We start from the raw sequence: 26,037 nt of genomic DNA on the forward strand, positions 1-26,037 counted from the left end.
ATCATATACATGAAGAAAAACTATGTGTGGCTGGCAGCGATGCTGTTTTGCCATGTGGGTGTAAGTACCCCGAGCTATGCAGGCATCTCCGGATTTGGGAATGCCGTTATCCGCTATGACCAGCGACCTCTGAAAGGAATTGTCAAAGGGGTCGACGGATTACCGCTTTCCGGTGTATCTGTACAATTGGCAAAGTCCGGCAAAGCTGTACAGACAGATCAGCAGGGAGCTTTCGAACTGAGCGCACAGGTAGGTGACCAGCTAAAAATAAGCAGTATAGGATTTCTGATTCAAATCATCACTGTAGATGAGCGTCTGCAATACAATATAACACTACAGGAAGACAGTCAGACCTTGTCTGAAGTGGTGGTCGTCGGATACGGCAAGCAAAGCCGCAGTACAGTGACGGGTTCTGTTGCCAGTGTAGGTCTGGACAGAGTAAGTTCGCGCTCCATGAACAATCTCGGGGATGTATTGCAGGGTAAAGCACCCGGTGTAGTCGTGACGAATGAGGGTGGAGATCCTACCGCCAAACCTCGTATCAATATCAGGGGACTTGGCGGTATCAACGGAGAAGAACCTCTGTATGTCATTGACGGTTCCATATATTCGGGAGTGCCTATGCTCAATCCTAATGATATCGAATCCATATCTGTACTGAAAGATGCAGCGGCTTCTATTTACGGAGCGCGTGCTTCGGGTGGGGTGATACTGGTCACGACCAAATCGGGACGCAAAGACCCTGTAAGTATCAATGTCGATGCTAAGCAGGGTTTTCAGTCTGCATGGAAAAAACCAAAACCACTAAATGCTGCACAGCGGGCACAGGTATCTAATCTGGCTGCCGATAATGCCGGTGTAAACCGTAATGATGCCTTCAATGCGGAGAAATATCCGGACGGGCAGATTACCCGTACCAACTGGATAGATGAAGTCATGCAAAATGGTTACATTCAGGATTATAATGTTTCTCTGGATGGTGGAAATGAACATTCTACATTATACTCCAGTTTCAATTACCGTAAAGGAGAGGGGATTCTGCTCAATACTTATAATGAACGTTATAATATCCGTATCAACGCCAAACATGAGATCAAGCCCTGGCTTACTATCGGCGAAAATCTTTATCTGAATTATGACAACGGGAATGGAGCTGCTACAGGAGACGGTTACACCGGAGCTTTGATCTCTGCGATCTATTACCCGTCAAATGTACCGGTATACGATGAAAACGGAGCTTTTTCCGGACTTCCGCTACCTTACGGACCGGGAGCATACGGAGATATTATCAATCCGGTAGCTTATCTGAAGCGTCTGGATATTGATAATCCTACTTACAATCTTGTAGTGAATCCGTATGTAGAACTGAAGCTGGCCAAGGGGTTGAAATTCAGATCTAACTTCAGTATGACAGAGGGCTTCAATAACTTTAAACAGTTCACTACCCGTGTTCCGGAAATCGGGAAACCATCCAATTCCAATAAGCTAACCCTGAATGATAAGCGCTCCAGTGATATACTTGCCGAACAGATCCTGACGTATTCCCTGGATAAAGGCGATCATCATGTAGACGCTTTGGCAGGATTCAATTATCAGAAAATCACATCCCGCTTCAATGAGATCACAGGACAGGGATTTGTGAGTGAAGCTCCTGAGATGCGCTATCTGGTCAATGCAAGTGAGACACTCGCTCCATTGGATGGTTACGAGGCCTCGACATTATTGTCTTATCTGGGACGTGTCAACTATAATTACAAACAAAAGTATATGCTATCTCTGACAGGCAGAAGAGATGGGAGTTCACTGGTGGCTCCGCAAAACAGATTTCAGAATTACGGATCTGTAGCAGCGGCATGGTCGCTTAAAAAAGAGAATTTCCTGCAGGATGTAAACTGGCTTTCCGAACTGAAATTAAGAGGTAGTTACGGGGTATTGGGTAATCTGGGTAGTCTGGATCCATTTGCTGTCAATCCGTTGCTGAGCCGCTCACAGATCTTTATGGGAAATACGCCGACACGTGTTACCTATCTGGCTGAAACAAAAAGAGCCAGTACTGATCTGACCTGGGCGGAATCTGAGCAGACGAATATCGGATTAGACCTGGGACTGATGAATAACCGCCTTTCTGTTATCGCGGATTATTTTATTAAGAATACCAATAATATGATTATGGAGTTGCCATTACCGGGAACTACAGGATTGAAAAATCAGATTGTAAATGGCGGAAGTGTGGAGGATAAAGGGATAGAATTGGGTATTCAGTATCAATCTAAAGGAGAAAGTGAGTTCCAGTATGGATTTGGCGGAAGTATTACCTCCGTCAAAAACGAAATAAAATCTTTAGCAGGAGGGGTGCAGACGCAGGCTTTGCCTATCAGTTTCCGTCAGATGTTAAATCCTGTAATCCTGCAGGTTGGCGAGTCTCTTTATTCCTATAAAGTGGTGCAGACAGACGGAATCTTTCAGTCAGAAGAAGAGGTGAAAGCGCACACGAACGGCAGCGGAGGGCTGATTCAGCCGAATGCCAAGCCGGGAGATTTCCGTTTTAAAGATGCTAACGGTGACGGAAAGATAGACGCACAAGACCGCGTTTTTGTAGGTAATGCTTATCCTACTTTCTCTTACGGCATCAATTTCAATGCATCTTACAAGGGCTTTGATCTGAATATGTTTTTCCAGGGGGTAGAGGGTAATAAGCTATTCAATGCGATGAAATTCAGCACCCTTAATGCCGGTGTGGGACAGCAGTATAATATGCTGGAGGGCGTATTGGATGCCTGGACTCCTGAAAATCGCAGCAATGAACTTCCGCGTGTCTCCTTACGTGACGAGAACCGTAATTTCTATGAAACATCTGATTTCTATGTAGAAAACGGCTCTTATGTCCGTCTGAAAAACCTGACACTGGGCTATACACTGCCAAAGGCACTATCCGAACGTATGAAACTGAAAAATGTTCGTCTCTATGCCACAGGGAATAATGTATTTACCCTGACCAAATACACCGGATTTGATCCGGAAGTCGGTATGGATAGTTATGGAATGGACTCCGGAAGATATCCGCAGGCAAGATCTTTCATTTTTGGATTGAATATTGGCTTTTAATTGAAACACACACATGCAAAATAATATAAAGAAAACAATGCTGCTCGGTCTCTCGGCAGTATCCTTATTCACGGCTTGTAATAAGCAACTTGACATTGTACCTGAAGGTGCACCTACAAAGGCGAATTTCTGGAAGACAGAAGCTGATGCGATCAGTGCCAGTAATGCACTGTATGCCTTATACGATCAGTCCGAATCGTTCTATGGAAGAGGATTGTTCTGGTTTATCAATGCCAGCGACGATATGGTGACCGGCAGAGCAAATGCACAGGCGGATAATATGAAAAACTTTAGCCGTGCTTATATCGGCGGATCTTATACCGAAAACAATTGGGTAGACCGTTTTATCATTATCAAGCGTGCAAATGATATTATCCGGTATGTTCCTGCTATCCAGATGAATGCGGCAATTAAAAACCGGGTACTTGGTGAAGCATATTTCAACAGTGCAGTGATGAACTACGAACTGGCTACTAACTACGGTGATGACCGGATGGGAGTACCGATCGTGACAGTGGAGAATATGGATCATACAGAAGCGGTACCACGTGCTGCCAATATTACTGAAAACTACAAGCACGCCATCAATCAGTTTAAGAAAGCCGCAGATTTGCTCCCTTTCTTTGATACCTATGCTGCTGCAGATCAGGGCAGAGCACATAAAGTAGCTGCATGGGGTTATTTATCCAAAACCTATTTGTATATGAAAGATTATGCAAATGCAGAGCTCTATGCGGATTCCGTTATTAATTTCGGTAAAAGAAGGTTAGAGGATAATTACAAAGATGTATTCACTACAGCGCGTAATTATGGTACTGAATATATCTGGTCTGTGACGAGCAGTGCTGCAGGACCGGACGGATGGGGCAGTATTCTGCCGGGTGTAATGCTAACGAATGGTGGCTGGGGTAAGTACAATGGCTGGGGCTATTATCTTCCGACCAAAGAATTGTATGATGCCTATGAGACAAGAGATATCCGCAGAGAAGCTACTATCCTGAAGCCGGGAGATAAATTTATGTATTTCGGCGTAGAGACTACTTTTGCTCCTCCAAGTGCTGCATTATCCGATTATCAGTTTAATAAGTATATGGAGCCCTTCTCTCATGCCAATCCTATAGGTACTTATGTGAGTCCTAATGGTGATCATAATTCGACTTCGCTCAATGTGCCTTTAATGAGATATGCGGAAATTCTGCTGATCAAAGCAGAAGCTGCAATCAATCTGCGAGGAAACGGAGCAGGAGATACACAGTTGAATATGATTCGCAAACGTGCAGGTTTAACGCCTAAAACAGGACTTGATATGACGGAATTAAAAAATCAACGCCGTTGTGAACTTGCCGGAGAATTTGCGGATCGTCACCGTGACCTGATCCGCTGGGGAGATGCAGCAGCTACTTATGCAAAAGCGTTGCATGATTCAAAGGGTAAAGTAATCTGGGCAGCCAGAAAGTTTGATCCGAAGGTACACCATGTGTGGCTGGTACCTCAGCGTGAAATTGATAACAGCAGAGGGGTAATCAAACAAAATGAAGGCTGGTAGAAATCAGTTCTAAAGTAAAAAAGAATGATAATAAAAACAGTGAAAATATTTATATGGGGTGCGTTAATGTTAACGCACCTCTATAGTTTCGGGCAGCAGCAGAGCAGTCTGCTGGACAGCCTGATGTTTAAAGGAGCTTCAGTCACTTCAGATCTGAAGATTAAGGGGCACAGTCACAATGACTATGCGCAGGATATCCCTTTTTACAAAGCATACTATGCCGGAATGGAGTCTATAGAGGCTGATGTATTTTTGAGAGACGGAGTCCTGTATGTGGCTCATGATAAAAGTGAAATTAAAAAGGATAAGACGCTGGAATCTCTTTATTTGTCGCCTATAACTAAAGTGATGAAAGAGAATGACGGCCATGTCTTTAAGGATCGCCGTAAAAAGTTGCAATTGATGATCGATATCAAAGAAGATCATGTAGCTGTACTGGATGCATTGATCAGATTGCTTTCTTCACACCCTGAACTGGCGGATAGGAGCAAAAATCCGGATGCCGTAAAAATTGTGATCAGCGGAGATCGTCCGGCACCATCTGATTTCAAAAAGTATCCGCAATGGATATCTTTTGACGGACTGGTAGGTCAGCCTTATACAGGAGATCAATGGAAACGGATTGCGATGTTGAGCGCCGACCTCAAAGCATATACCAACTGGAACGGTAAAGGTACTCCTGTACCGGCAGATAAGGAAAAGATCAAAGCTGCCGTAGCTGTGGCTAAACAACAGCATATTCCTTTCCGGTTTTGGGGAAACCATGACAGCCCAAATACCTGGCAGGAGCTCCATAAGTTAGGTGTCTATTGGATCAATACAGATCAATCGGACGCTTTGGCCCGGTTTATCGATCGTCTACCGTATGAGCAGTTTAGTCAGGCAAACCCGCAAAACCTATATACACCGACCTATCAGAGTGACGGGACTGACCGTGATATCCGGAAAGTGATCCTGCTGATCGGAGACGGAATGGGAGTGGCCCAGGTGAAAGCTGCAATGGCTGCCAACTACGGAGCACTACACATGTCCGCAATGCGTAAAATAGGCCTTTCGCGTACTGAAGCTGCTAATTCAGACAATACGGATTCAGCAGCCGGAGGTTCAGCTATCGCTACCGGGCGTAAGACCAACAACCGAAGCATAGCTGTAGATCCGGAAGGAAACCCGATAACCGGTCTGGCTGACAGTCTGAATAAAATGGGCTGGGGATCTGCTATACTATCTACAGGAGACCTGACAGATGCTACACCTGCTGTATTCTATGCACATGCTGCAGAGCGCGATTCTTCCCGGGCTATAGCGAGACAGGCGTTGCAAGCCTCTTTTGATATACTGGCAGGAGGTACTCCAGGATGGTTCAGAGGAGATGAGGCTGCACAATATCGTACAGTTATGCAGCAAAAAGGGATTACATACGGACATACACCGCAATTGGCAAAGGATGGTAAAAGACAGATTGTATTTCTGGATGCGGCCTATACCAGACCGGTTAAGGATGGGCGTCCGGCAGTATTAAAGGAACTGCTGAAAGAGAGTTTAAGTATATTGGACAAACAGCATGAGCGATTTTTTATTATGGCTGAAGGGGCACAGATTGATTATGGCGGACACGCAAATGATCTGCCGTATGTCATTACAGAAACACTGGATTTTGATCAGGTTGTAGGTGAGGCGCTGCGCTATGCAGATCAGGATGGGCATACGCTGGTCATCGTTACTGCAGATCATGAGACCGGCGGGCTTACCTTGCTGGATAGTGATGAGAAAAAGGGCTATGCACGCGGAAATTTCAGCAGTAATGATCATACCAGTATTCCGGTTCCTGTATTTATATATGGTCCGCAATCAGATAAGTTTACAGGTTATTATCCTAATACTGAAATCTTTCACCGGATATTGCAGGCTGTCAAGTAAACGTATGGATCAGTTTGCCTGTTAGACGATATCAATAATAACGATTATTACAAAAAGGTGCTGTCTCTAATGACAGCGCCTTTTTGTTTGCTCAGGTACAGCAACAGCTTCTTTTTTTACCTTTCCTTTTGTTCGTTTGAGATAGAGTAAGTATCCGGTGACTGATAATATTCCCGGAGTCAATCCGAGGAGGATATATAAAAACTTGATAGGATAACCGCCATATGATCCGACATGCAAAGGTTGTATAGCGGCTTCCAGTTTTTTCGAAAAAGATAATTCCTGTTGTATAGTCTTTCTTTCAATGCCGCCTGTTAACGGATTGATTGCTATGGAACTGTTCCCAAATAATTTGCTGTCTCCGGGGAGTGAACCGCTGACTCTGAATAATTGTCCTTCCTGTGCAGGCATATAGATATGTTCTATTGCTAATTGAGGCATGGCATGTTTCGCAACCTTCAGCAAATCATCCATAGGCAATAATCCGCTGCTATGTACAGGATTTTCAACCATCTTTTTCTTCCAGCTTTCGGGTTGAAAGGCAAACAGATTCATCCAGAATCCGGTAAAGAAAATAATAAGATTCAACAGCAATGCCCACACACCAATAATACGGTGCAGATCTGAAGTGAGACGCCTGCGGTTTTTCCAGTTGATCCGTACCCGGAATGTAATCACTTTCCAGAGCTGTTTCCGGTATACCATCAGTCCTGTGATGCAGGAAATAAGCATGGTGATGCCCAGAATGGCAGTGAGCAATGCCCCTGGCATACCCAGATGAAAGGAAAAGTGAAACTGAAACAGCCATTGCATAATGCCGGAATGAAGATCGTCGTACCGGCCTGATCTGATCAATGCCCCTGTATAAGGATTGATTGTCAGAATAGCCAGATCATAAGTGTATACTTTTCCATCATTAAGATACAACCTGAAGTTGCACGCCTCATCCGGTGCGGCTTCAGGATTGGTCCAGCCGATTCCGCCCAGATTCGGATATTGTGATGTCGCAATAGCGTACAACTTATTCAAAGGAAGTGTTTGTTCCTTTTTTTCTACACGCAGGATGTCCCTGTTGAGCATGGCATCTATTTCATCCATAAATACCAAAGCAGATCCGCTGATACCCAACAGCAGCAAAAAGATTCCTGTAACCAATCCGGCAAGGCTATGTAACCGGAACAACTGTCTCCATATTTTAGTGGAAGATGCCATATTATCTGATGGTATAGTTCATGCCGATTCGGAAATTAAACGGATTACCAAGGGAAGCGGTTACAGTTCTCGAGTTTCCGCCTATAAAATACCGTTCATTGCTGATATTGTAAAAGTTGAGTTGCAGCCCCCAGTTGTTTCTGTCATAATTGATCATCGCATCATACACCTTAGATGAAGGGATTATAAATTTGGGATTAGACTGAAATCCCAGCTGATCACTCATATAGCGGCCACCTACACCGACTCCCAGGCCTTTCGCCATGCCTGATGGTACATTATACTTTAACCATAGATTAGCCAGATGCTTTGGTGCATTCTGAAAACGGCTTCCTTTTGTTCCGAGTGTATTGTCTGCAGTAAGCACATGATCGTTGTATGCGTATCCGGCAATAAGACTGAAATTCTGTATACTTCCCTGTACTGTAGCTTCTATTCCTTTACTCCGTGTTCCATCGATAGCAACCTGATGATTAGGGTTGTCATCCGTTGGCGCTGCAGCCAGGATATTCGTATAGTCTATGTTGTAGGCAGCTAACATCAGAGAGATGCGATCCTGCCAGACTGAACCTTTGGCTCCGACTTCATATTGTGTGGCGATACGCGGGGGAAATGGCCCTCCGTTTTTGACACTATTCGAATTCTGAGGGGTAAATGATTTGGTATAACTGCTGTATACGGTAAGGTTTTTCTGTATAGCATAGACCAGACCTGCCCGGGGTATCCATGCATCGGTCTTAGATTGATTTCCCTGCTCACTGTCACGTGCCGAAAGGGGAGTGCGTACCAGATCGTATGAATCATATCGTACAGACAATAAGAGTGTTAAGTTTTTATAACTGATCTGATCCTGTATATAGGAGCCAATTAAACTGATGCGCTGTTTGTTGTCATCATAATAATCTTTCTCGGGATTGGCTGCGGGCGGATCAAGACTGTAATCCGGGTTAAAAATACTGATACGTGTCGCTACTGAATTTCTGTAATCATTCTTGTACCAGCCGTAATTGTTATAATCTACACCGCCTAATACCTGATGCTGTAAGACTCCTGTTTTGATTTTGTATTCCAGAAAACCTGTAGTCTGCCAGTTGTATTGATCGTATAGCCAGTCCTGATATCCTCTGCTGATGGAGTCATTGCGGATTATACCGCTTACAATGTGGTCAGTATAATCAAATTTGCTTCGGATATAACGCTGTATAACTGATAATCTGAGGTCTTTGGATAATTTGTTTTCGTAGGTAAGTGTAACGGATGTGTTGTGTGTTTTGCCATAATCACTTGGACTTTGTATCGTCAGATTGTCCGGATAATAATTAAAGTCAAAACTGCCGTCCGGCCTGGTGTATACATAAGTTCCTCTGTCATATTGCTGTACAGCTTTAGCGTAAGCATAGTTGACTTCCAGATCCAGTTTGCTTTTATCATTAATCAGATAGGTAAGTGAAGGTGCGAGTAACAGATTGCGCACATCCTGATAATCGCGGAAGCTATTTCCCTGATCATATCCGGCTATTGCTCTGTATAGCCACTTACGGTGTTTGCTCAGTGGTCCGGTCATATCTGCCGAGAACCGTTTGGAATTCCAGCTGCCATATGAAGCTGTCAGCTGTAACTGCTTCGCTGGCAATGGTTTTTTAGTGGTAAAGTTGATGACACCTCCCGGTGCGCCTTCACTAAACAAGACTGCGGCAGGTCCGCGCAGCACTTCTACCTGCTGCACATTATACAACAAGGGTTGCTGACTCCATAGATACAGGTTACCGCGGACACCGTTAAACGTAATAAAACCCGATCCGAAAGGATAATAACCCGTAAATCCCCGCATACTGAAAGAGCCCATTCCGCTATTGGCCTTGACTCCTGTCATGACAGAAGAGAGTTCATTGAGGGTCGATGCCTGCAGATCAAGAATAGTCTGCTGGCTGATTACCTGAATAGACTGGGGCGTCTGCAACAGAGGCGTCTGTGTGCGGGTGATGGTGCTGACGGTATCTGTTTTATATTTTTTGTGTTCTGTATTAATGACGACTTCTTCGAGTCTGCGGATTGTGTCTGCGGATTGTGCGTGTACAACGCTGGGGTGACTACCTGCATAGATCAGGATAGCGAAAAGTATAGATAAAGTAGAATTAGACATGGTAATATCGTAATGTAATAATGATCCTGCATCTGCGTCTGTGACAGAGCAGTATGCATGCGAAAGGGTATGATCCGGTATTTAGCTACATACCTTTAAACTCGGCAGTACTACAGTATATTCCGGATAAAATAATATCCTGAACAGGGACTGTGTTGCAACCGGGGCATATGTAGCCCGGAATCATGAAGTAATAAGCAATTACGATATACGGGGAGGCTTGAAAAGCGAAAGGGCATATGCGGAAGACACATGCGGTGTGTCGGTTATATACTGTCTGATATCTGTTGTCTGAATAATAAGGGGAGCGGGAGACCAGTCAAATGTCATCTGTGTATAGATGAGTTCATTTAGCTGTTTGATAATCTGCATATCCTGATTATGCTCTTTCTCTTCCAGTTTTTTGATTTTTTTCATCAATACACATTGCCCGTGACAGCTCAGTTCGGGTTTATATCTGTTTTCACAAAGAACCCGGGAGATATAATCCTGATTTATTTTGAAAGAAATAAAAACTGCCATTCTACTGAAAGGCTGTACCAATACAACCAGCGCCAGTATAACGGAAACGAGTTTTAATCTTCCTTTTTTCATGTGTGCTGCAAAGGTATAACAAAAAATATTTCCATAGACAAAAAAATGACGCCTTTGTACAAATTCGTACAAATATAATGTCAAAAAATTGGGTTTAATGCTTCGGAATGTTTACCTTGTAAAGATCAGAATTGCAGGATAAAAAGGTGCTGGTTTATCTTTAAAGGAATTATTTATTATTTCCTTTTGTCAATTACTGATGCTGTATTTTGGTGTCATTCTTAATCTTTTCTCTACTATGGATGATTTTATTGCTGCACGCTCGCAGATGGCTATGTCGCTGGGTTTTCATATTATTTTTGCCTGTGTCGGGATGGTCATGCCTTTCTTTATGTGTATTGCCCATTATTTGTATTTAAAGACCGGAAATGAGATCTATAAAGGTCTCACCAAAGCCTGGAGCAGAGGAGTCGCTATACTCTTTGCTACAGGAGCTGTGTCCGGGACGATGCTTTCCTTTGAACTGGGGTTGCTTTGGCCTGGATTTATGAAGCATGCAGGACCCATCTTTGGTATGCCTTTTTCCCTGGAAGGAACAGCATTTTTTATAGAGGCTATAGCTTTAGGATTTTTTCTTTACGGGTGGAACCGGTTCAATAAGTGGTTTCACTGGGCGACAGGACTGGTGGTCGGTATCAGCGGTATTGCGTCTGGTATATTGGTTGTCGCTGCTAATGCGTGGATGAACAGTCCTGCGGGCTTTGATTATGTAGATGGCAAATATATTAATATTGATCCCATTCAGGCGATGTTCAATGATGCCTGGTTCTCGCAGGCTCTGCATATGATGTTGGCAGCATTCGTTGCTACAGGCTTTGCGGTGGCTGGTGTGCATGCGCTTATGATTATCAAAAAGAAAAATGTGTCCTTTCACACGGCAGCTTTTCGTATATCGGCATTGGCAGCCTGTATCGCTGCACTGCTGCAGCCTATCAGCGGAGATATCTCTGCAAAAGATGTAGGAAAACGTCAGCCGGCTAAGTTAGCAGCGATGGAAGCTCATTTTGAAACGGAGGCCAGAGCTTCTTTTTTGATAGGGGGAATCCCCGATGAAGAGAATGGGACTGTAAAATACGGGATAAAAGTGCCGGGCCTCCTGAGTTTTCTGGCTTATGGAGATATTGATAAACCGGTCACCGGACTCCATGATATTCCGCGCGATGAATGGCCGCCCGTAGCGATCACCCATTATGCTTTTCAGATTATGATCGGGTTGGGAATGTTGCTGGTGCTGCTTTCCATACTCTATTTTATTGCATTATTCAAGAAAAAAAGCTGGCTGAAAAGCACCTGGTTATTTAAACTGTTTGTGATCGCTATACCACTTGGGTATATCGCGCTGGAAGCGGGATGGGTGGTGACAGAAGTCGGACGTCAGCCCTGGATTATATATGGTATTATGCGTACTATCGATGCGGTAACACCAATGCCTGGTATTGCGTATTCCTTTTATGTATTTACGACTGTTTTTGTATCACTTTCTGTAGCTGTCATCTATCTTTTGTACAGACAGATTACAATGGTAGGTTATCTGTACGATCCTACAGACCCTAATTTTAAACTAAAAAAGTAATATCATGCTATACGTTGTCATTGCTTATCTGTGGGCTGCCATCTGTCTGTATCTTATTCTGGGTGGTGCCGATTTTGGTGCCGGTATTGTAGAGTTGATCTCCGGCAAAGAAACCCGCCCCCGCGTGCGTAGTCTGATGTATAAAGCCATAGGTCCCATATGGGAAGCCAATCATATGTGGCTAATTATTGCTATCGTTATCCTTTTTGTAGGCTTTCCGGAGATTTATACGACCATGTCCATCTATATGCATCTGCCCCTGCTCATGATGCTCATTGGTATTATCGCCAGAGGGACAGCATTTACCTTTCGTAACTACGATGCTGTGGAAGATAGTATGCAAACTGTTTACTTCAGGATCTTTACGATTTCGAGTCTGATTACTCCTTTTTTTCTTGGTATTATAGCTGCGTCTACAGTTTCAAGCCATATTGATACGCAGGCTACAGATTTTTATACAGCCTATATCAGCAGCTGGTTTAACTGGTTTGGTATTGCTGTTGGCTTGTTTACAGTTGCAATATGCGGTTATCTGGCTTCAATCTTTGCTATCGGACAGGTAGAACAGAAGGAAGACAGAAGATTAATGATCAGATTGGCAAAGTTATTTGTGTTTGTAGTTATGGGCTGTGGGGTTTTGGTATTTGCTGCGGCGTACTACTCGCATATCCCTTTACTCAACTGGGTATTGGGTGATATCTGGGGGCAGATAGCGATCTTTCTTGCTTCCTGTTCTGTAATATGGTTATTTATTAGTTTTCGTAACGAATCTATCTCCCTTATGCGTATACTTGCAGGCTTTCAGGTGGTCATGATCTTATTTGCTGCGACGTACAAACATTATCCTAATCTCATATTATTGAAAAACGGGCAGCATCTTTCCTTGGTTGAGCATGCCGGAGCAGAGGGAGCAATCAGTTCTCTGGCGTGGGCATTGTTGCTCGGAAGCATTTTTATATTACCTACTCTGTTTTATCTTATGTATTCCTTTAGCCGAAAATCCATAAAGGCTTATTGATCAGTATGTAATTTATTGTTTTATTTATTGTCAATACTCTATCACTTAAGGATTGAAGAATGATGTCGTGATAAATAAAATTTATTTTGATTTTTTTCTTTGTTCTTAGAAAATTATTTAACTTTATGTTTTCTTATTTAAGTTTAACTGATGGTTCGTTGATGCTGAAATATGATTATAAACCAAGCCATTATTTCCGATATTAAAGCTATTATTTCGCAATCAAAAGATGTGACTATACGGGCTATTGACCACCAACGGACATTAATGTATTGGCATATTGGAAAGCGTATTTTTAAAGAAGAGCAAGAGGGAAAAGATCGTGCAGATTATGGAACTTTCCTTATTAAATATCTTTCCGATCAACTACAGCCTGAATTGGAAGTGGGTTTTCAGTCAGGCAAATTAATTTGTATCGTCAATTTTATAGGACATTTCCAATTGTGCATACACTGTATGCACAATTGAGCTGGAGTCAATATAAGCTGCTGTTAAGTGTAGATAATGAGGATAAAAGAGAGTTTTATATCGCTGAAACGATAAAGAATAACTGGACTGTCCGCCAATTGGAACGGCAAATTTACAGTAGTTTATATGAAAGACTTTTGTTGAGCAATGATAAAGAAAGTGTATTGGCAGTTGCCAGACAGGAAAAGCTGCCATCTGATGCAAAGGAGATAATTAAAGATCCTATGTTTCTGGAATTTTTGGGATTAAAACGTGAAGCCTCATATTATGAAAGAGATCTTGAAACTGCTATTATCAGTCATCTGCAGGAGTTTTTATTGGAACTGGGAAATGGATTTTCATTTGTGGCAAGACAAAGAAGAATAAATCTTGATGGAGATGATTTTTTTGTGGACTTAGTTCTCTATAACCGATTACTTCAATGTTTTGTCATTATAGAGATAAAAACAACCAAACTGACTCATCAGGATATAGGACAACTGCAAATGTATGTAAACTATTTTGACAGAATTGAAAAACTCTCTCATGAAAATGCGACCATAGGTATTTTACTATGTACTGATAAGAATGATACTGTAGTAAAGTTTACATTGCCTGAGGAGCAAAAACAAATTATAGCAAGTCAGTATAGCCTTTATTTACCTACAGAAAAGCAATTATTGGAAGTAGTGAAAAAGGAATTACAGAGTTTTAAAGAAAAGAAATGAAGAGCTCAGGTTACTTCATTGTGAGCATATCTTCAAGTATAAGGAGTTAGTTTAAATCTGTCAGCTATTTCATTAAAATTATCAGGCAAACAATATTTGCCTGATAATCTGCTGAATATTAACTACAAACCATAGGTTTATATTTATTCCAGTTGTCTGCTATTATCCATAGATTAATAACGAAAAAAGGAAGAGCAATCATTAATCCGGATGGTTCGAACAGGGCATTATGCAGAATAATACCTACCATAACCGGAAAAATCACAATAGCGCCCAACGCTCTGGTTTTTGGAAAGATAAACAGCAATCCCCCTATCAGTTCTATAGCACCTACAAGAGGCATAAGATACCTGATCTCTGCCATAGCTCCGAATAACTTCATTTGCTCTGCCGTCAGTTCGGGCATAGGCATATAGTTTAGAAATTTGTTAAGCCCGGCATTGATAAACATCAACCCAAACAGAAGGGAGAGAATAAATTTAACGATTTTCATGGTTTTAAATTTTGTATGTAATTGGTTTTCCTGATCAAATATAATGATCAAACAAGATATTACAACTATTGTTTCATGTATTTAAACACAGACGGAAAAAGATGTTATTGCCGTTCTGTAATTCGCTAAATGGAAGATGGTTACATTACCAGATTATGAAAGACATGGAATATTCTACTCTTCAACTTGATTTGTAAATCATCCTTGACAAATTGAAATGCTTAGAGAATTTAAGTTGTTGAAATTTTTGTATCTGAGGTAAAATAAATATTTTAGCTTCCTGATAAAATCAACCGATACAAATTAATCAGATTATTTCTTTTAACAGTAAAATATGGAGAGAACTATAGAACAACCAAACGGAGAAAACCAACCTGCCGGAAAAAGTAAGAAGGGATTATATATTACATTGACTATTTTATGCTTGCTTATTTTAGGAACAGGCGGATACTACTTTGCTGTATATAAAAATGGTGGCCAATCCATAGACGAAATTAATGCAGAAAGGCAGGAGGCTATAAATTCTATTTTTTCTGTTTCAGAATATGATAATATTCCGGATAACTATAAAGCGTTTATTTATAATTTTTTAGAGTATAATAATTATCTGGACGGGACGGAGTTCTTAACCAAAATCGCTGACAGAGCGAAGTATGTATACGCCTTTGGAAATTTTACAGGTGATGACGATAACGAAGATGATATGGCTGTATTGTTCGAAAAGAATGACTACAAAAGCAGTTCTCTGGTAATATTCAATCATAAGGGTGAAGGTCTGCTAATAAAAGATTATGAAAATGAATTGCCGGTTATTAATTCATTTAAAGCAGGATCCAGGATATATATGGATGAAGCCAGGCTTGTACCTGCTCCGTGCGCCGGATTAATCATTAAAAACGAAAATACGAAGTATGCATTGGTATATGATAAAAGTACAAAGAAGTTTAACTCATACTACCAGTATACGCAGCAGGAAATAGAAGATATGGATCGGATGGGACCGGAAGATGATATCTCCGGTGATACTCCTGAGGAAATCGAATCTACACCTGATACTACACATACTACATCAGAGAGCAATCAATAAGGCTGACTGTTTAGCAATCCTTAATTTATCTTCTGTCGTATTTTTGTACAATAATTTAGATAAAGAAGAATGCTTATTCTTATTTTTGCGAAATGGAATTTTCTTCAAAATTATTGCAGCAGGCAGTAGATGAATTCGGGCGTTTACCGGGGATAGGACAAAAAACAGCATTAAGGTTGGTCTTACACCTGCTGAAGCAATCTGATGGAGAAGTTTTACGCTTTACAGGGGCACTCAATCAACTCAAAGAGCAGATCAAGTACTGTAAAGAATGCTTTAATATTTCTGATCACGATATCTGTGAAATCTGTAGTTCGCTTAAGCGCGACAAATCTTTGATCTGTGTGGTAGAAGATACCAGAGATGTAATGGCGATAGAGAATACCAATCAGTATCAGGGCGTATATCATGTACTGGGAGGTCTTATATCTCCTATGGATGGTGTTGGTCCTTCAGATCTCAAAATAGAAGGACTTGTACAGCGTCTCCGTTCTGGCCATGTGAAGGAAGTAATTCTGGCTTTAAGTGCCACCATGGAAGGGGATACGACGATCTTCTATCTTTACCGTAAATTAAAAGAGTTCGATATTCAGATCAGCACTATAGCCAGAGGTATTGCATTTGGAGGCGAACTGGAATATGTAGACGAAATTACGCTGGGGCGCTCAATCGCTACACGAGTACCCTATGAGCGCAATATAGGATAATTTTAAATCAATAAGACCGGATTTACCTGGTCTTATTGATTTAATCCCAATCTTTTCAAAGCCCAGATAAATCCAAAGGCTACCAGTACCAATATAGCAGCATCGATATACCATAACGTATGATATCCCCAGAGTGCAACCGTCTTGGTCCCGAGAAACGGACCAAAGATATTGGATGAAGCAAAAGCAATAGAATTCATACCCATATATGCTCCCTGTGTATTGCGTGTAGAGCGCAGGGCGGTAACGGTAGCCATAAATGGAAGGGTAAGCATTTCTCCAAGCGATAGCATAAACATTGCTATATACAGCCAGGCTATTCCAAAATTAAAATTGAGCATGAGATAGGATAGACCCGCACATAATGTTCCGTAAAAGAGTATTCGTGTGATAGTGGCCCGATGTTCAACGATATGTACGAGCAGCATTTCAAATACGACAATTACAAATCCGCTGAAGCCGAGTATCATACCGATTTCACGTTCACTCATATGATGCACATCCTGATAAAAAAGCGGAAGCGTACTGATCAGTTGAAAAAAGGCCATTGAAAACAGACAACAGAGAATTGAAAAAAGTATAAATGGTCCATCTGTATATGGATTCCTGTCTTTCACTTCCGTCTGTAATTCCTTTTCTGATTTTTTAGTTATTTTATTTCCTTTTTTATTGTAGAAAAAGTAAAGGAAAACTACAGCTGCTATAGCTACCGCAATAGCGTTTCCGTAAAAAATCCAGTTGTATGAAAATGCGGCCAGAAAACCTCCTAACGCAGGACCAATAGAAAAACCCAGGTTAACAGCCATTCTGTTGAGTGAATAAGCTTTTGTCAGATTTTCAGGTTTGGCATAGCGTGCCACAGATACAGAGTTTGCAGGTCTGAACGTATCGGCCACCAGACTGAGTACAAATACAATGGCCGCCATCGATTCAAATGTCCGGAACATAGGCATAAGCAGAAAGAGCGGAGCGGTCATAATCAGACTGATAGACTGCACTTTGAAATTTCCTATTCTGTCTGTAAGCCATCCGCCTAACCATGATCCGGCCACGGATCCACAGCCGTAGCAGGCTAATACGATACCGACATGGGAGATGTCAAAACCAAGCTGTTTAGTCATATACATACCCAAAAATGGAATTACCATAGAGCCCATCCTGTTGATTAGCATAACTAAGGCGAGGAGCCAGGCTGCCGGAGAAAGTCCGCTATAAGACTTGATATATATGTGTATAATTCTTTTCATGAGATAAATGTTGTAGTTTCTTTCAGTTCATTTTATCCGTAAAAGGATGTAAATGATATTTTTCAGAAGTAGTCAAAAAAAAATGTCAAACCGGGTGATGATGATCAGACGCCCGATTTGACATTTTAATATGCTAACTTTTTATAGTTTTTATGTTAAAATCGAGGGTTTTATATGATGATCGACCTGATATACGACAGACTCAATGCGTTTCTTGCCCGAATAGGGTTTTAAAATGAAATCAATGCGTCCCAGATTAATTCCGGCAAAACCGACCTGATTGACAATCGTCTGTTCTCCTGCCATATTACGGACAGAGACCGGTTTATCCAAAAAGGTGTGCGTATGGCCGCCTATAATCAGATCAATATATTGAGTCTTCTCTGCTAATACGAGATCAGAAACTTTGTCTGAATCGTATTTATAACCCAAATGGGAAAGACAGATCACCAGATCACATTTCTCTTCTTTTTTCAGCTTTTCAGCAATCCGGTTCGCTACAGGAATCGGATCCAGATACTTCATACCTTTGCAATTAGTAGGATCTACGAGGCCATTTACATCTATACAGACACCAAATACCCCGATTTTGATACCTCCTCTTTTGAAAATGGTATAATCCTGTGTTTTGCCCTGCAATACCGTTCCTGTAAAGTCATAGTTGGCTGTGAGGAAAGGGAATTTAGCATGATCCAGATATTTAACTAGTCCATCCAGTCCGTTGTCAAACTCATGATTACCAAATGTCCCTGCATCATAACCCAGTTTAGTCATCAGATCCAGTTCCAGCTTACCGCCAAAGAGATTGAAATAGGGTGTGCCCTGAAACATATCGCCGGCATCAAGCAGAAGGACATTTTTCTCCTCTTTTCTGATCTTCTGAATCAATGTGCTTCTGCGGGCTACGCCACCAAGTCCCTGATTTCTGGATCCATCCATAGGAAAAGGTTCTATTCGGCTATGTACATCGTTTGTATGCAGTATCGTGATTTTTACTTCTGAATCAGCCAACGCATCCAGAGGTATATTACTCAAAGCAGCAGTTGCACCTAGTGCTCCTAAACCTTTGATAAAGACTCTTCTATTGACTGATTTTAACTCTTCCATCTAATACTGCATTAATATGTTTTCCTGCTTTCGTTTGTCTGCCGATATAATCCATAAGACCTTCGCGAACTTTACTTTCATAGTCTTTCCGTGATACCGGGCTGGCTAAAGCATCCAGATTATCTCCACCATTAGCGATATAATCATAGGTCACCATTTTATAATGTTTGGCCGGATCAATATCCTGACCGTTGATCTTCACTGAAGTCGCTTTTTTACCCACGATCTCCATTCGCATACCGCCTATAGGTTGACCTCCTGTCTGTGCAATGAAGTCAGCCAGTGTCAATACATCCTTACCTGACAATTCAAGTATAGAGATCTTATTCTCAAAAGGCATAATCTCAAATATTTTACCTACAGTAATATCCCCTTGTCTCATATCTGTACGGATACCACCTTTGGTCGCAAATGAAAATACAGCATCCTTATCCAGTGTCTTTCCGATATCCAGAAGGGCATCAGCAAAAAAGTTTCCAATGAGACTCTCTGCATCCCGTGTCTTGGTCAGATAGGTGTCTGAATAACCAATTACACGGTTCATTTCAGATTCCATTTGTTGCTTATAAGGTGCGTAAAGTGCTATTACTGCAGAATCTGCAGCGATAGTATTATTCATTTCATAGCCCTGATAGGAGTCGGATGCCCGGGTGTAGAGCGTCTTGCATGAGGTGAATCCCATGAAGCCCAAACCTATTACTAATGCCAGGGAACGGATGTTAAATCTATACATAAAACGACAAGATAAATGTGTCGGCAAAAATAATTGAGACAAAGGTAGATAAAATATCCCTTTTTAGCCTTAAAATTACATGAAACTTATATGAATAAATTTGGGTTATTTTTCGGATTTTAAGAAGAAGACCCAGGTTATGGATTTTTAAGTTGCATAGCTACTTTTCTCACTTTTTTCTACATATTCTGCTAATAAATTCTCTCCTTTTTTAAGGAGAGATCCCGGTTTTACCGGGAGAGAGGTTTATTCGTGTATAATTAACTGTTTACTAATTATTAAAAGAATACGGGATTCTTTTGCCGGTGAGGACACCGGCAAACGCGGTTAGGACTAAAGAATCTTCTTCTGAAGGAACTGCTACTTTTATTAAATGATGCATAGTGTTAGTTTACGTTATACCTACAGAATTCTCTCCTTTTTAAGGAGAGATCCCGGTTTTACCGGGAGAGGGGTTTAATTGTATATGATTGACTGTTTACTAATTATTAAAAGAATACGTGATTCTTTTGCCGGAGAGGGCACCGGCAAACGCGGTTGGTATTGAAGGATAGAGGTTTATTCGTGTATAATTAACTGTTTACCAATTATTAAAAGAATACGGGATTCAGCTGCCGGTGAGGACAGCCGGCAAATGCATTGAGAATTAAGAGACATTAGCTCTATTTATCTATCTGTATCCTTAACTATTGTTCGGAAGGTAAGATTGATACGCGGACCAAAAATACGTTTGGTAGGAGGCAGGCGGTGCATCCAATGGGTCTGGGTAGTTCCTTTCATGACAAGCAGACTTCCGTGCTCCAGCACCATAGCGATCATTTGTTTAGTCTCTTTATGCTTGAAGGCAAATTTACGTTCAGCGCCAAAACTCATGGAAGCTATAGCTCCGTTTTTTTTAAGATCTTTCTCGCCGTCACTGTGCCAGGCCATGCCTTCCTCTCCGCTGTGATACAGGTTTAACAGGCATGAATTGTATTTTTCTCCGGTATGTTTTTCGGCTATCTGTTTCAGCTTTAACAAATCTTCTGTCCAGGGAAGGGCTGATTTGGTGATATTAGAATACGTATATGAAAAAGTCTCATCACCATACCAGGCCACTTTTCTTTTTGTTTCTATATGCTTTCCGAATATTACAGCCTGATCATTTTTCCAGGCAATATGCTGAAGCAGGCGTTCATAATATTCAGATGCTTCCTGTACAGACAGTACCGTGCCGTAATAATATACTTCACCGTCTTGTGGTAGTAGATTTCGTGATTTATAACTTTGATCCTCAAATAATTTCATGTCTTCTTCTTTCGGAATAATTCTAATCAGCGGCAGTTTCCTGAAGAGCACTTTCCCATCCTATAATAGCGGTTTTACGGGTTGGTCCCCACATATATCCGCCTATGCTGCCTGTTGACTGGATGACGCGATGGCAGGGAATCAGAAAAGCTACAGGATTGCTTCCTATTGCTGTTCCAACAGCTCTTGACGCTTTGGTATTTCCGATTTCTTTCGCCAGTTGTCCATATGTCGCCAATTGTCCCATAGGTATTTTTAATAACGTTTCCCAGACTTTTAACTGAAAGGGAGTTCCCTTGAGGTGCAATTTGATTTCCGATAGCCTGGACCAGTCGTGTTGGAAGATCAGCGCTGCATGCTCTTGCATACTGTCTGTTCCTGTTATTAGTGAAGCATTAGGAAAACGCTGACGCAATTGCTCTGTGCCATCCTCTTCATGCTCCGCAAAACCCATAAAGCAAATGCCCTTTTCTGTAGATCCGATTATGAGTTTCCCAAACGGGCTATCGGTAAAACTATAGCGGATAAGAAGGTTTTTTCCACCGTTTTTATATTCTGCAGGAGTCATTCCTTCTATCTTAATAAAAAGGTCGTGCAGACGGCTTGTACTGGATAAGCCCGTATCATAGGTGGCGTCAAACAGCGAAATCCGGCTGTCCTCCCTTAAAAGTTTTTTGGCGTGTTCTACAGATATATATTGTAAGAATTTTTTAGGACTTGTTCCCGCCCAGGAGGCAAACATGCGTTGAAAATGTGCCGGGCTTACATGAATGTGCGCAGCTATTTCCTCAACGGAGGGTTGCGCCTTGAAATGATCACGGATATAGGTGATTGCATTTGCTATACGCTGATAATCTACTTCTTGTTGTGTGTCCATAATAATCATTTTATAAGACAAATATCCGCATGTTCTTTGTCTTATAAAATCCGGATACTGCTATTTTTCAGTATCCGGATTTTCATTGTTGTTCACCTTATTACTGTCCATCTCTCTTTTGAGCAAATAATACCTCCTATTTGGGTCGCCTTCAGAAACAATTGGTGCGGAAAAAACCACAGTCCAGCCCAATTCAGCCATAACATTGATTCCTTCAATTACACTTTTGAATTTTGTGGTATTTGTTTTCGGATTCATCAATAGTTTCCGTGCATCTTTATCAAATCCTGCGCCGGTATCAATAGCGATCTCCAAAAGGTTGGAAAGTAACTTTTCAAAAGGAATGATCATACAATACTCTTCCTTTTGTTTATGATTTTGCTTTGTCTGCTGAGAAAAACCGAGTGATACTACCGTTAGCAATATACAGGTAAACAGATATTTTTTTACATAATACATCTCCTTAAGTTTGAATTACACCTACATTGTATCGTTCTGTGATCGGGGCATGGTTTGCCGCTTCAATTCCCATACTGATTACTTTTCGTGTTTCGTCCGGATGAATAACACCATCAACCCACAGTCGAGCAGCTGCGTAGTACGGACTTAGCTGTTCGTTGTACTTGTCTTCAATACTTTTTAAAAGTTCCTGTTGTTCTGCCTCTGTAATCGATACTCCTTTGCTTTTTAAAGCGGCATCCTGTATCTGCAAAAGTGTTTTTCCTGCTGCAGCTCCGCTCATGACCGCAATTTGTGCTGTAGGCCATGCGTAAATAAGGCGGGGATCGTAAGCTTTGCCGCACATCGCATAATTACCAGCTCCATAGCTGTTGCCAATCATAAAAGTAAATTTAGGAACAACCGAATTAGCCATTGCATTTACCATTTTGGCACCATCTTTAATAATGCCACCATGCTCAGAACGGCTTCCGACCATAAATCCTGTTACATCCTGGAAAAATACTAATGGAATAGATTGCTGATTACAGTTCATAATAAACCGTGCAGCCTTGTCTGCCGAATCGCTGTAAATAACACCGCCCATCTGCATTTCGACTGATCCTCCTGCTTTTTTTGCTTTCACTACCTCACGCTGATTGGCTACAATACCGATGGCCCAGCCATCTACCCGCGCCAAACCGCAGACAATGGTCTTGCCGTAATCTTTTTTGTATTCTTCAAATGTATTTTCATCGACAATAGCTTCAATTATGCGCTTCATATCGTAGGGCTTTGTCCGGTCCAGAGGCATAATGTCGGTGATTTGCCCCGCTGTGGAAGCCGGTTTTGAAGGTTCTTTTCTGCTAAACTGTGCTTTCGGCTGTTCGCCGAATTTATCTATTACCTGTTTGATAGCGTCCAGACAGGCTTCATCTGTTGGATATTTATTGTCCGTAACGCCGGATATTTCGGAATGTGTGGCCGCTCCGCCCAGTGTTTCAGCATCTACTGTTTCTCCAATGGATGATTTGACCAGATATGGGCCTGCAAGGAATACAGATCCCGTACCTTCTACTATAAATGCATAGTCTGACATGATCGGAAGGTAAGCTCCACCAGCTACGCAACTTCCCATTATAGCAGCCAGTTGCGGAATACCCATAGAGGACATTTTTGCATTATTTCTGAAAATGCGTCCGAAATGCTCTTTATCGGGAAATATTTCATCCTGCATCGGCAGGAATACGCCAGCAGAATCTACCAGATAGATAATTGGAATGTGATTTTCCATAGCTATCTCCTGAGCACGTAGATTTTTTTTACAACTGATCGGAAACCATGCTCCGGCCTTGACTGTTGCGTCGTTAGAAACGATAACGCATTGTTTTCCTTGTACATATCCTAATACACATACCGCACCGCCATTGGGGCAGCCACCCTCATCTTCATACATACCATCTCCTGCAAATATACCTATCTCCAGAAAGTCACGATTGGCATCCAGTAAGTAATGTATGCGTTCCCAGGCGGTAAGTTTACCCTTTTGTTTGTGCTTCTCAATTTTATCCAGTCCACCGCCTAATGCCAGTGTCTCTTTCTTTTTGTTTAAAACATCAATTAAGTTGTTCATTTGCAATTTTGGTTTATAAGGGGTGTTTGCATTAATAATTTCTTAATATGGGATAAAAATAAAACAATATTTTGATATTTTTGTAATTGTATATATAATGGTTTGTATATATTTGATTCGAAAATCACCAAAAATTATAAACAAGTAAATAGTAAATTATGTTTGTCGCTAATGTAGACCAGATGGAGTTAATCAGGCAGAGTGCTGCTGATTTTGCAACGAATTTTATTAAACCACATATCATGGAGTGGGATGAGGCTCAAACCTTTCCCGTAGAGCTGTTCAGGAAGATGGGATCTTATGGTTTCATGGGAATTATTGTGCCTGAGGAATACGGCGGTGCAGGACTGGGCTACCAGGAATATATTACTATTCTGGATGAAATATCTAAAGTGTGCGGATCTATAGGTCTTTCGGTAGCTGCACACAATTCGCTTTGTACCAATCATATATTGAGTTTTGCGAATGAGGAGCAAAAGAAAAAATACTTACCTAAACTGGCTACAGCAGAGTGGATCGGTGCATGGGGATTGACAGAAACAGGATCCGGATCCGATGCCGGAGGTCTGACAACTGTTGCCGAGCGGGATGGCGATTATTTTATCCTGAACGGCTCTAAGAATTTTATTACGCATGCCATCAGTTCTGAAGTTGCTGTTGTCATTACCCGAACCGGTCAAAAAGGTGATAAAAAAGGAAAGACTGCTTTTATCATCGAAAAGGGTACCCCAGGATTTTCGGCAGGAAAGAAAGAAAACAAATTAGGAATGCGCGCCTCAGAAACAGCATGTTTATTCTTTGATAACTGCAGAGTACATAAGGATCAGATCGTTGGTGAAGAGGGACAGGGTTTTGTACAGGCACTAAAGCTACTGGATGGAGGGCGCATCTCTATTGCAGCATTATCTCTGGGCATAGCGCGTGGTGCTTATGAGTGCGCATTGAAATATGCGAATGAACGAGAACAATTTAATCAGAAAATATTTGATTTTCAGGCGGTAGGGTTTAAATTAGCAGAAATGGCAACGCAGGTAGAAGCTGCAGAACTTCTGACCCGTCAGGCTGCATTTTTAAAAGAATCGGGTACGAAATCTTCAAAAATCAGTGCAATGGCGAAGTTGTATGCTTCTGAAGCGGCTGTAGAAGTGTCGAATGAAAGTGTACAGATTTTTGGTGGATACGGATTTACGAAAGACTATCCTGCAGAAAAGTACTTCAGAGATGCCAAATTATGTACCATCGGAGAAGGAACGTCCAGTATCCAGAAAATGGTCATAGCAAGAGAAATTCAAAAAGATGCCAGATCTTAATCAAAATATCACATTAGTAGAGTGTCCGCGTGATGCCATTCAGGGATTACATGGACAAATATCTACAGAAAAGAAAGTAGCGTATATTAATTTTCTGATTCGTACAGGATTGTTTGAATGTATAGATTTCGGAAGTTTTGTATCTCCTGTCGCTGTACCTCAGATGGCAGATACAGAAGCTGTTGTCCGGCAGCTGGATCTGATCAATGATACCAGACTTTTGGCTATTGTGGTGAATGAGAAAGGAGTGGAGCGGGCTACTGCTTTTGAGCAGATTCATTATCTGGGCTATCCTTTTTCAATATCGGAAGAGTTTCAACGCCGCAATACCAACGCAAATCTGCAACAGTCCTTTGAGCGACTGAAATATATTGTCGAACGCACCAAAGCGGGGGGCAAGGAGCCTGTCGTTTATATTTCTATGGCATTTGGTAATCCATATAAGGAGATCTGGAGCGAACAACTGGTTATTGACTGGCTGGGCAATATAGCTGAATTAGGAGTCACCCGTTTCTCGCTGGCCGATACCACGGGTGAGGCTTCTGTAGAACAGATCGACAGCCTGTTTCATAAGGTATATGAATTGTTCACCGAATTGCATATCGGGGCACACTTTCACTCTACCAAACTGAATAGTATGGCAAAAATAAAAGCTGCTTTTGATTCCGGATGTAAAACATTTGACGGTGCGATGTTAGGATATGGAGGCTGTCCGTTTGCAAAAGATGATCTTGTCGGGAATATTGCTATGGAAGATCTATTGTTGTTCTTTGGGAGAGGTAATGCGCCACAGATTGAAGAATTGAAACAACAGTTTAATACCTTAATCAGTTAA

The 26,037-nt window shown here is 41.6% G+C and carries 21 protein-coding genes and 1 pseudogene; 11 read left to right on the forward strand and 11 right to left on the reverse strand.

Annotation, left to right across the window (positions count from 1 at the left end):
• Window positions 1-9: 9 nt before the first annotated feature.
• Genes HMPREF0766_RS06735 through HMPREF0766_RS06745 form a run of 3 tightly spaced genes read left to right on the forward strand, consistent with a single transcriptional unit; the run spans window position 10 to window position 6,568 of the window.
• Entirely contained in the window at window positions 10-3,105 is a 3,096-nt protein-coding gene (locus HMPREF0766_RS06735; protein WP_002994804.1) for a SusC/RagA family TonB-linked outer membrane protein, read from the forward strand.
• 13 nt (window positions 3,106-3,118) lie between these two features.
• Window positions 3,119-4,651 (forward strand): RagB/SusD family nutrient uptake outer membrane protein, encoded by a 1,533-nt coding sequence (locus HMPREF0766_RS06740; protein WP_002994805.1) that lies wholly within the window; start codon window positions 3,119-3,121, stop codon window positions 4,649-4,651.
• A gap of 24 nt (window positions 4,652-4,675) precedes the next feature.
• The gene (locus tag HMPREF0766_RS06745) at window positions 4,676-6,568 is read left to right on the forward strand and encodes an alkaline phosphatase (RefSeq protein ID WP_002994806.1); all 1,893 of its coding nucleotides are present in this window, start codon (window positions 4,676-4,678) and stop codon (window positions 6,566-6,568) included.
• Between the two features lie 66 nt (window positions 6,569-6,634).
• On the opposite strand, the gene HMPREF0766_RS06750 is transcribed toward HMPREF0766_RS06745, so the two are convergent.
• From HMPREF0766_RS06750 to HMPREF0766_RS06760, 3 genes are all read right to left on the reverse strand, one after another.
• A complete protein-coding gene (locus HMPREF0766_RS06750) occupies window positions 6,635-7,780 on the reverse strand; it encodes a PepSY-associated TM helix domain-containing protein (protein WP_002994808.1) in 1,146 nt (381 codons plus the stop codon).
• A 1-nt stretch (window position 7,781) separates the two neighbouring features.
• On the reverse strand, window positions 7,782-9,923 hold the full coding sequence (locus HMPREF0766_RS06755; protein ID WP_002994810.1) for a TonB-dependent siderophore receptor: 2,142 nt from the start codon (window positions 9,921-9,923) through the stop codon (window positions 7,782-7,784).
• A 201-nt stretch (window positions 9,924-10,124) separates the two neighbouring features.
• Window positions 10,125-10,517, reverse strand: a complete 393-nt coding sequence (locus HMPREF0766_RS06760) for a hypothetical protein (protein WP_002994812.1) — start codon at window positions 10,515-10,517, stop codon at window positions 10,125-10,127.
• A gap of 199 nt (window positions 10,518-10,716) precedes the next feature.
• Between HMPREF0766_RS06760 and HMPREF0766_RS06765 the strand changes: the two genes are divergently transcribed.
• The 4 genes and pseudogenes from HMPREF0766_RS06765 (at window position 10,717) to HMPREF0766_RS22515 (ending at window position 14,283) form a co-directional block, all read left to right on the forward strand.
• Window positions 10,717-12,090 carry a cytochrome ubiquinol oxidase subunit I gene (locus tag HMPREF0766_RS06765; RefSeq protein WP_002994814.1) on the forward strand — a complete coding sequence of 458 codons (1,374 nt, stop codon included), beginning with the start codon at window positions 10,717-10,719 and terminating at the stop codon, window positions 12,088-12,090.
• A 4-nt stretch (window positions 12,091-12,094) separates the two neighbouring features.
• The gene (locus HMPREF0766_RS06770) at window positions 12,095-13,108 is read left to right on the forward strand and encodes a cytochrome d ubiquinol oxidase subunit II (RefSeq protein ID WP_002994816.1); all 1,014 of its coding nucleotides are present in this window, start codon (window positions 12,095-12,097) and stop codon (window positions 13,106-13,108) included.
• A 171-nt stretch (window positions 13,109-13,279) separates the two neighbouring features.
• Window positions 13,280-13,650 (forward strand): annotated as a pseudogene (locus HMPREF0766_RS22510) (DUF1016 N-terminal domain-containing protein); the annotation flags it as partial.
• A 150-nt stretch (window positions 13,651-13,800) separates the two neighbouring features.
• On the forward strand, window positions 13,801-14,283 hold the full coding sequence (locus HMPREF0766_RS22515; RefSeq protein ID WP_248676721.1) for a PDDEXK nuclease domain-containing protein: 483 nt from the start codon (window positions 13,801-13,803) through the stop codon (window positions 14,281-14,283).
• A 118-nt stretch (window positions 14,284-14,401) separates the two neighbouring features.
• Here the strand turns inward: HMPREF0766_RS22515 and HMPREF0766_RS06780 are convergent, their stop codons facing one another.
• Window positions 14,402-14,776, reverse strand: a complete 375-nt coding sequence (locus HMPREF0766_RS06780) for a DoxX family protein (RefSeq protein ID WP_037459989.1) — start codon at window positions 14,774-14,776, stop codon at window positions 14,402-14,404.
• A gap of 334 nt (window positions 14,777-15,110) precedes the next feature.
• Here HMPREF0766_RS06780 and HMPREF0766_RS06785 point away from each other — a divergent pair, with 334 nt between their 5' ends.
• On the forward strand, window positions 15,111-15,863 hold the full coding sequence (locus HMPREF0766_RS06785; protein WP_002994824.1) for a hypothetical protein: 753 nt from the start codon (window positions 15,111-15,113) through the stop codon (window positions 15,861-15,863).
• A 92-nt stretch (window positions 15,864-15,955) separates the two neighbouring features.
• The gene (gene recR, locus HMPREF0766_RS06790; RefSeq protein ID WP_002994830.1) at window positions 15,956-16,570 is read left to right on the forward strand and encodes a recombination mediator RecR; all 615 of its coding nucleotides are present in this window, start codon (window positions 15,956-15,958) and stop codon (window positions 16,568-16,570) included.
• Window positions 16,571-16,602: 32 nt separating this feature from the next.
• Here recR and HMPREF0766_RS06795 read toward each other — a convergent pair whose 3' ends face one another.
• The 7 genes from HMPREF0766_RS06795 to HMPREF0766_RS06825 all read right to left on the reverse strand — a co-directional run bounded on the left by HMPREF0766_RS06795 (window position 16,603) and on the right by HMPREF0766_RS06825 (window position 23,892).
• On the reverse strand, window positions 16,603-17,817 hold the full coding sequence (locus HMPREF0766_RS06795) for an MFS transporter (RefSeq protein WP_002994833.1): 1,215 nt from the start codon (window positions 17,815-17,817) through the stop codon (window positions 16,603-16,605).
• Window positions 17,818-17,967: 150 nt separating this feature from the next.
• Window positions 17,968-18,924: a metallophosphoesterase gene (locus HMPREF0766_RS06800; RefSeq protein WP_002994836.1), complete on the reverse strand. Its 957-nt coding sequence runs from the start codon at window positions 18,922-18,924 to the stop codon at window positions 17,968-17,970.
• A complete protein-coding gene (locus HMPREF0766_RS06805) occupies window positions 18,899-19,657 on the reverse strand; it encodes a 5'-nucleotidase C-terminal domain-containing protein (RefSeq protein ID WP_236590516.1) in 759 nt (252 codons plus the stop codon). The genes HMPREF0766_RS06800 and HMPREF0766_RS06805 overlap by 26 nt, the downstream gene beginning before the upstream one ends.
• A gap of 666 nt (window positions 19,658-20,323) precedes the next feature.
• Entirely contained in the window at window positions 20,324-20,944 is a 621-nt protein-coding gene (locus tag HMPREF0766_RS06810) for an alpha-ketoglutarate-dependent dioxygenase AlkB family protein (RefSeq protein WP_002994844.1), read from the reverse strand.
• A gap of 22 nt (window positions 20,945-20,966) precedes the next feature.
• On the reverse strand, window positions 20,967-21,830 hold the full coding sequence (locus tag HMPREF0766_RS06815; RefSeq protein ID WP_002994848.1) for a methylated-DNA--[protein]-cysteine S-methyltransferase: 864 nt from the start codon (window positions 21,828-21,830) through the stop codon (window positions 20,967-20,969).
• 51 nt (window positions 21,831-21,881) lie between these two features.
• Entirely contained in the window at window positions 21,882-22,280 is a 399-nt protein-coding gene (locus HMPREF0766_RS06820; RefSeq protein WP_002994851.1) for a hypothetical protein, read from the reverse strand.
• A gap of 4 nt (window positions 22,281-22,284) precedes the next feature.
• The gene (locus tag HMPREF0766_RS06825) at window positions 22,285-23,892 is read right to left on the reverse strand and encodes an acyl-CoA carboxylase subunit beta (protein WP_002994854.1); all 1,608 of its coding nucleotides are present in this window, start codon (window positions 23,890-23,892) and stop codon (window positions 22,285-22,287) included.
• Window positions 23,893-24,050: 158 nt separating this feature from the next.
• Between HMPREF0766_RS06825 and HMPREF0766_RS06830 the strand changes: the two genes are divergently transcribed.
• On the forward strand, window positions 24,051-25,202 hold the full coding sequence (locus tag HMPREF0766_RS06830; protein WP_002994857.1) for an acyl-CoA dehydrogenase family protein: 1,152 nt from the start codon (window positions 24,051-24,053) through the stop codon (window positions 25,200-25,202).
• Window positions 25,189-26,037 (forward strand): beta/alpha barrel domain-containing protein, encoded by an 849-nt coding sequence (locus HMPREF0766_RS06835; protein WP_002994860.1) that lies wholly within the window; start codon window positions 25,189-25,191, stop codon window positions 26,035-26,037. Before HMPREF0766_RS06830 ends, HMPREF0766_RS06835 begins: the two co-directional genes overlap by 14 nt.

The sequence above is a fragment of the Sphingobacterium spiritivorum ATCC 33861 genome (genome assembly GCF_000143765.1).
Classification (GTDB): domain Bacteria; phylum Bacteroidota; class Bacteroidia; order Sphingobacteriales; family Sphingobacteriaceae; genus Sphingobacterium; species Sphingobacterium spiritivorum.

Bases quoted from the DNA above. Each gene is read 5' to 3' on its own strand.
- HMPREF0766_RS06735 (WP_002994804.1), top strand. From the start codon at position 10: ATGAAGAAAAACTATGTGTGGCTGGCAGCGATGCTGTTTTGCCATGTG.
- HMPREF0766_RS06740 (WP_002994805.1), top strand. From the start codon at position 3,119: ATGCAAAATAATATAAAGAAAACAATGCTGCTCGGTCTCTCGGCAGTA.
- HMPREF0766_RS06745 (WP_002994806.1), top strand. From the start codon at position 4,676: ATGATAATAAAAACAGTGAAAATATTTATATGGGGTGCGTTAATGTTA.
- HMPREF0766_RS06750 (WP_002994808.1), bottom strand. From the start codon at position 7,780: ATGGCATCTTCCACTAAAATATGGAGACAGTTGTTCCGGTTACATAGC.
- HMPREF0766_RS06755 (WP_002994810.1), bottom strand. From the start codon at position 9,923: ATGTCTAATTCTACTTTATCTATACTTTTCGCTATCCTGATCTATGCA.
- HMPREF0766_RS06760 (WP_002994812.1), bottom strand. From the start codon at position 10,517: ATGAAAAAAGGAAGATTAAAACTCGTTTCCGTTATACTGGCGCTGGTT.
- HMPREF0766_RS06765 (WP_002994814.1), top strand. From the start codon at position 10,717: ATGCTGTATTTTGGTGTCATTCTTAATCTTTTCTCTACTATGGATGAT.
- HMPREF0766_RS06770 (WP_002994816.1), top strand. From the start codon at position 12,095: ATGCTATACGTTGTCATTGCTTATCTGTGGGCTGCCATCTGTCTGTAT.
- HMPREF0766_RS22515 (WP_248676721.1), top strand. From the start codon at position 13,801: ATGTTTCTGGAATTTTTGGGATTAAAACGTGAAGCCTCATATTATGAA.
- HMPREF0766_RS06780 (WP_037459989.1), bottom strand. From the start codon at position 14,776: ATGAAAATCGTTAAATTTATTCTCTCCCTTCTGTTTGGGTTGATGTTT.
- HMPREF0766_RS06785 (WP_002994824.1), top strand. From the start codon at position 15,111: ATGGAGAGAACTATAGAACAACCAAACGGAGAAAACCAACCTGCCGGA.
- recR (WP_002994830.1), top strand. From the start codon at position 15,956: ATGGAATTTTCTTCAAAATTATTGCAGCAGGCAGTAGATGAATTCGGG.
- HMPREF0766_RS06795 (WP_002994833.1), bottom strand. From the start codon at position 17,817: ATGAAAAGAATTATACACATATATATCAAGTCTTATAGCGGACTTTCT.
- HMPREF0766_RS06800 (WP_002994836.1), bottom strand. From the start codon at position 18,924: ATGGAAGAGTTAAAATCAGTCAATAGAAGAGTCTTTATCAAAGGTTTA.
- HMPREF0766_RS06805 (WP_236590516.1), bottom strand. From the start codon at position 19,657: ATGTATAGATTTAACATCCGTTCCCTGGCATTAGTAATAGGTTTGGGC.
- HMPREF0766_RS06810 (WP_002994844.1), bottom strand. From the start codon at position 20,944: ATGAAATTATTTGAGGATCAAAGTTATAAATCACGAAATCTACTACCA.
- HMPREF0766_RS06815 (WP_002994848.1), bottom strand. From the start codon at position 21,830: ATGATTATTATGGACACACAACAAGAAGTAGATTATCAGCGTATAGCA.
- HMPREF0766_RS06820 (WP_002994851.1), bottom strand. From the start codon at position 22,280: ATGTATTATGTAAAAAAATATCTGTTTACCTGTATATTGCTAACGGTA.
- HMPREF0766_RS06825 (WP_002994854.1), bottom strand. From the start codon at position 23,892: ATGAACAACTTAATTGATGTTTTAAACAAAAAGAAAGAGACACTGGCA.
- HMPREF0766_RS06830 (WP_002994857.1), top strand. From the start codon at position 24,051: ATGTTTGTCGCTAATGTAGACCAGATGGAGTTAATCAGGCAGAGTGCT.
- HMPREF0766_RS06835 (WP_002994860.1), top strand. From the start codon at position 25,189: ATGCCAGATCTTAATCAAAATATCACATTAGTAGAGTGTCCGCGTGAT.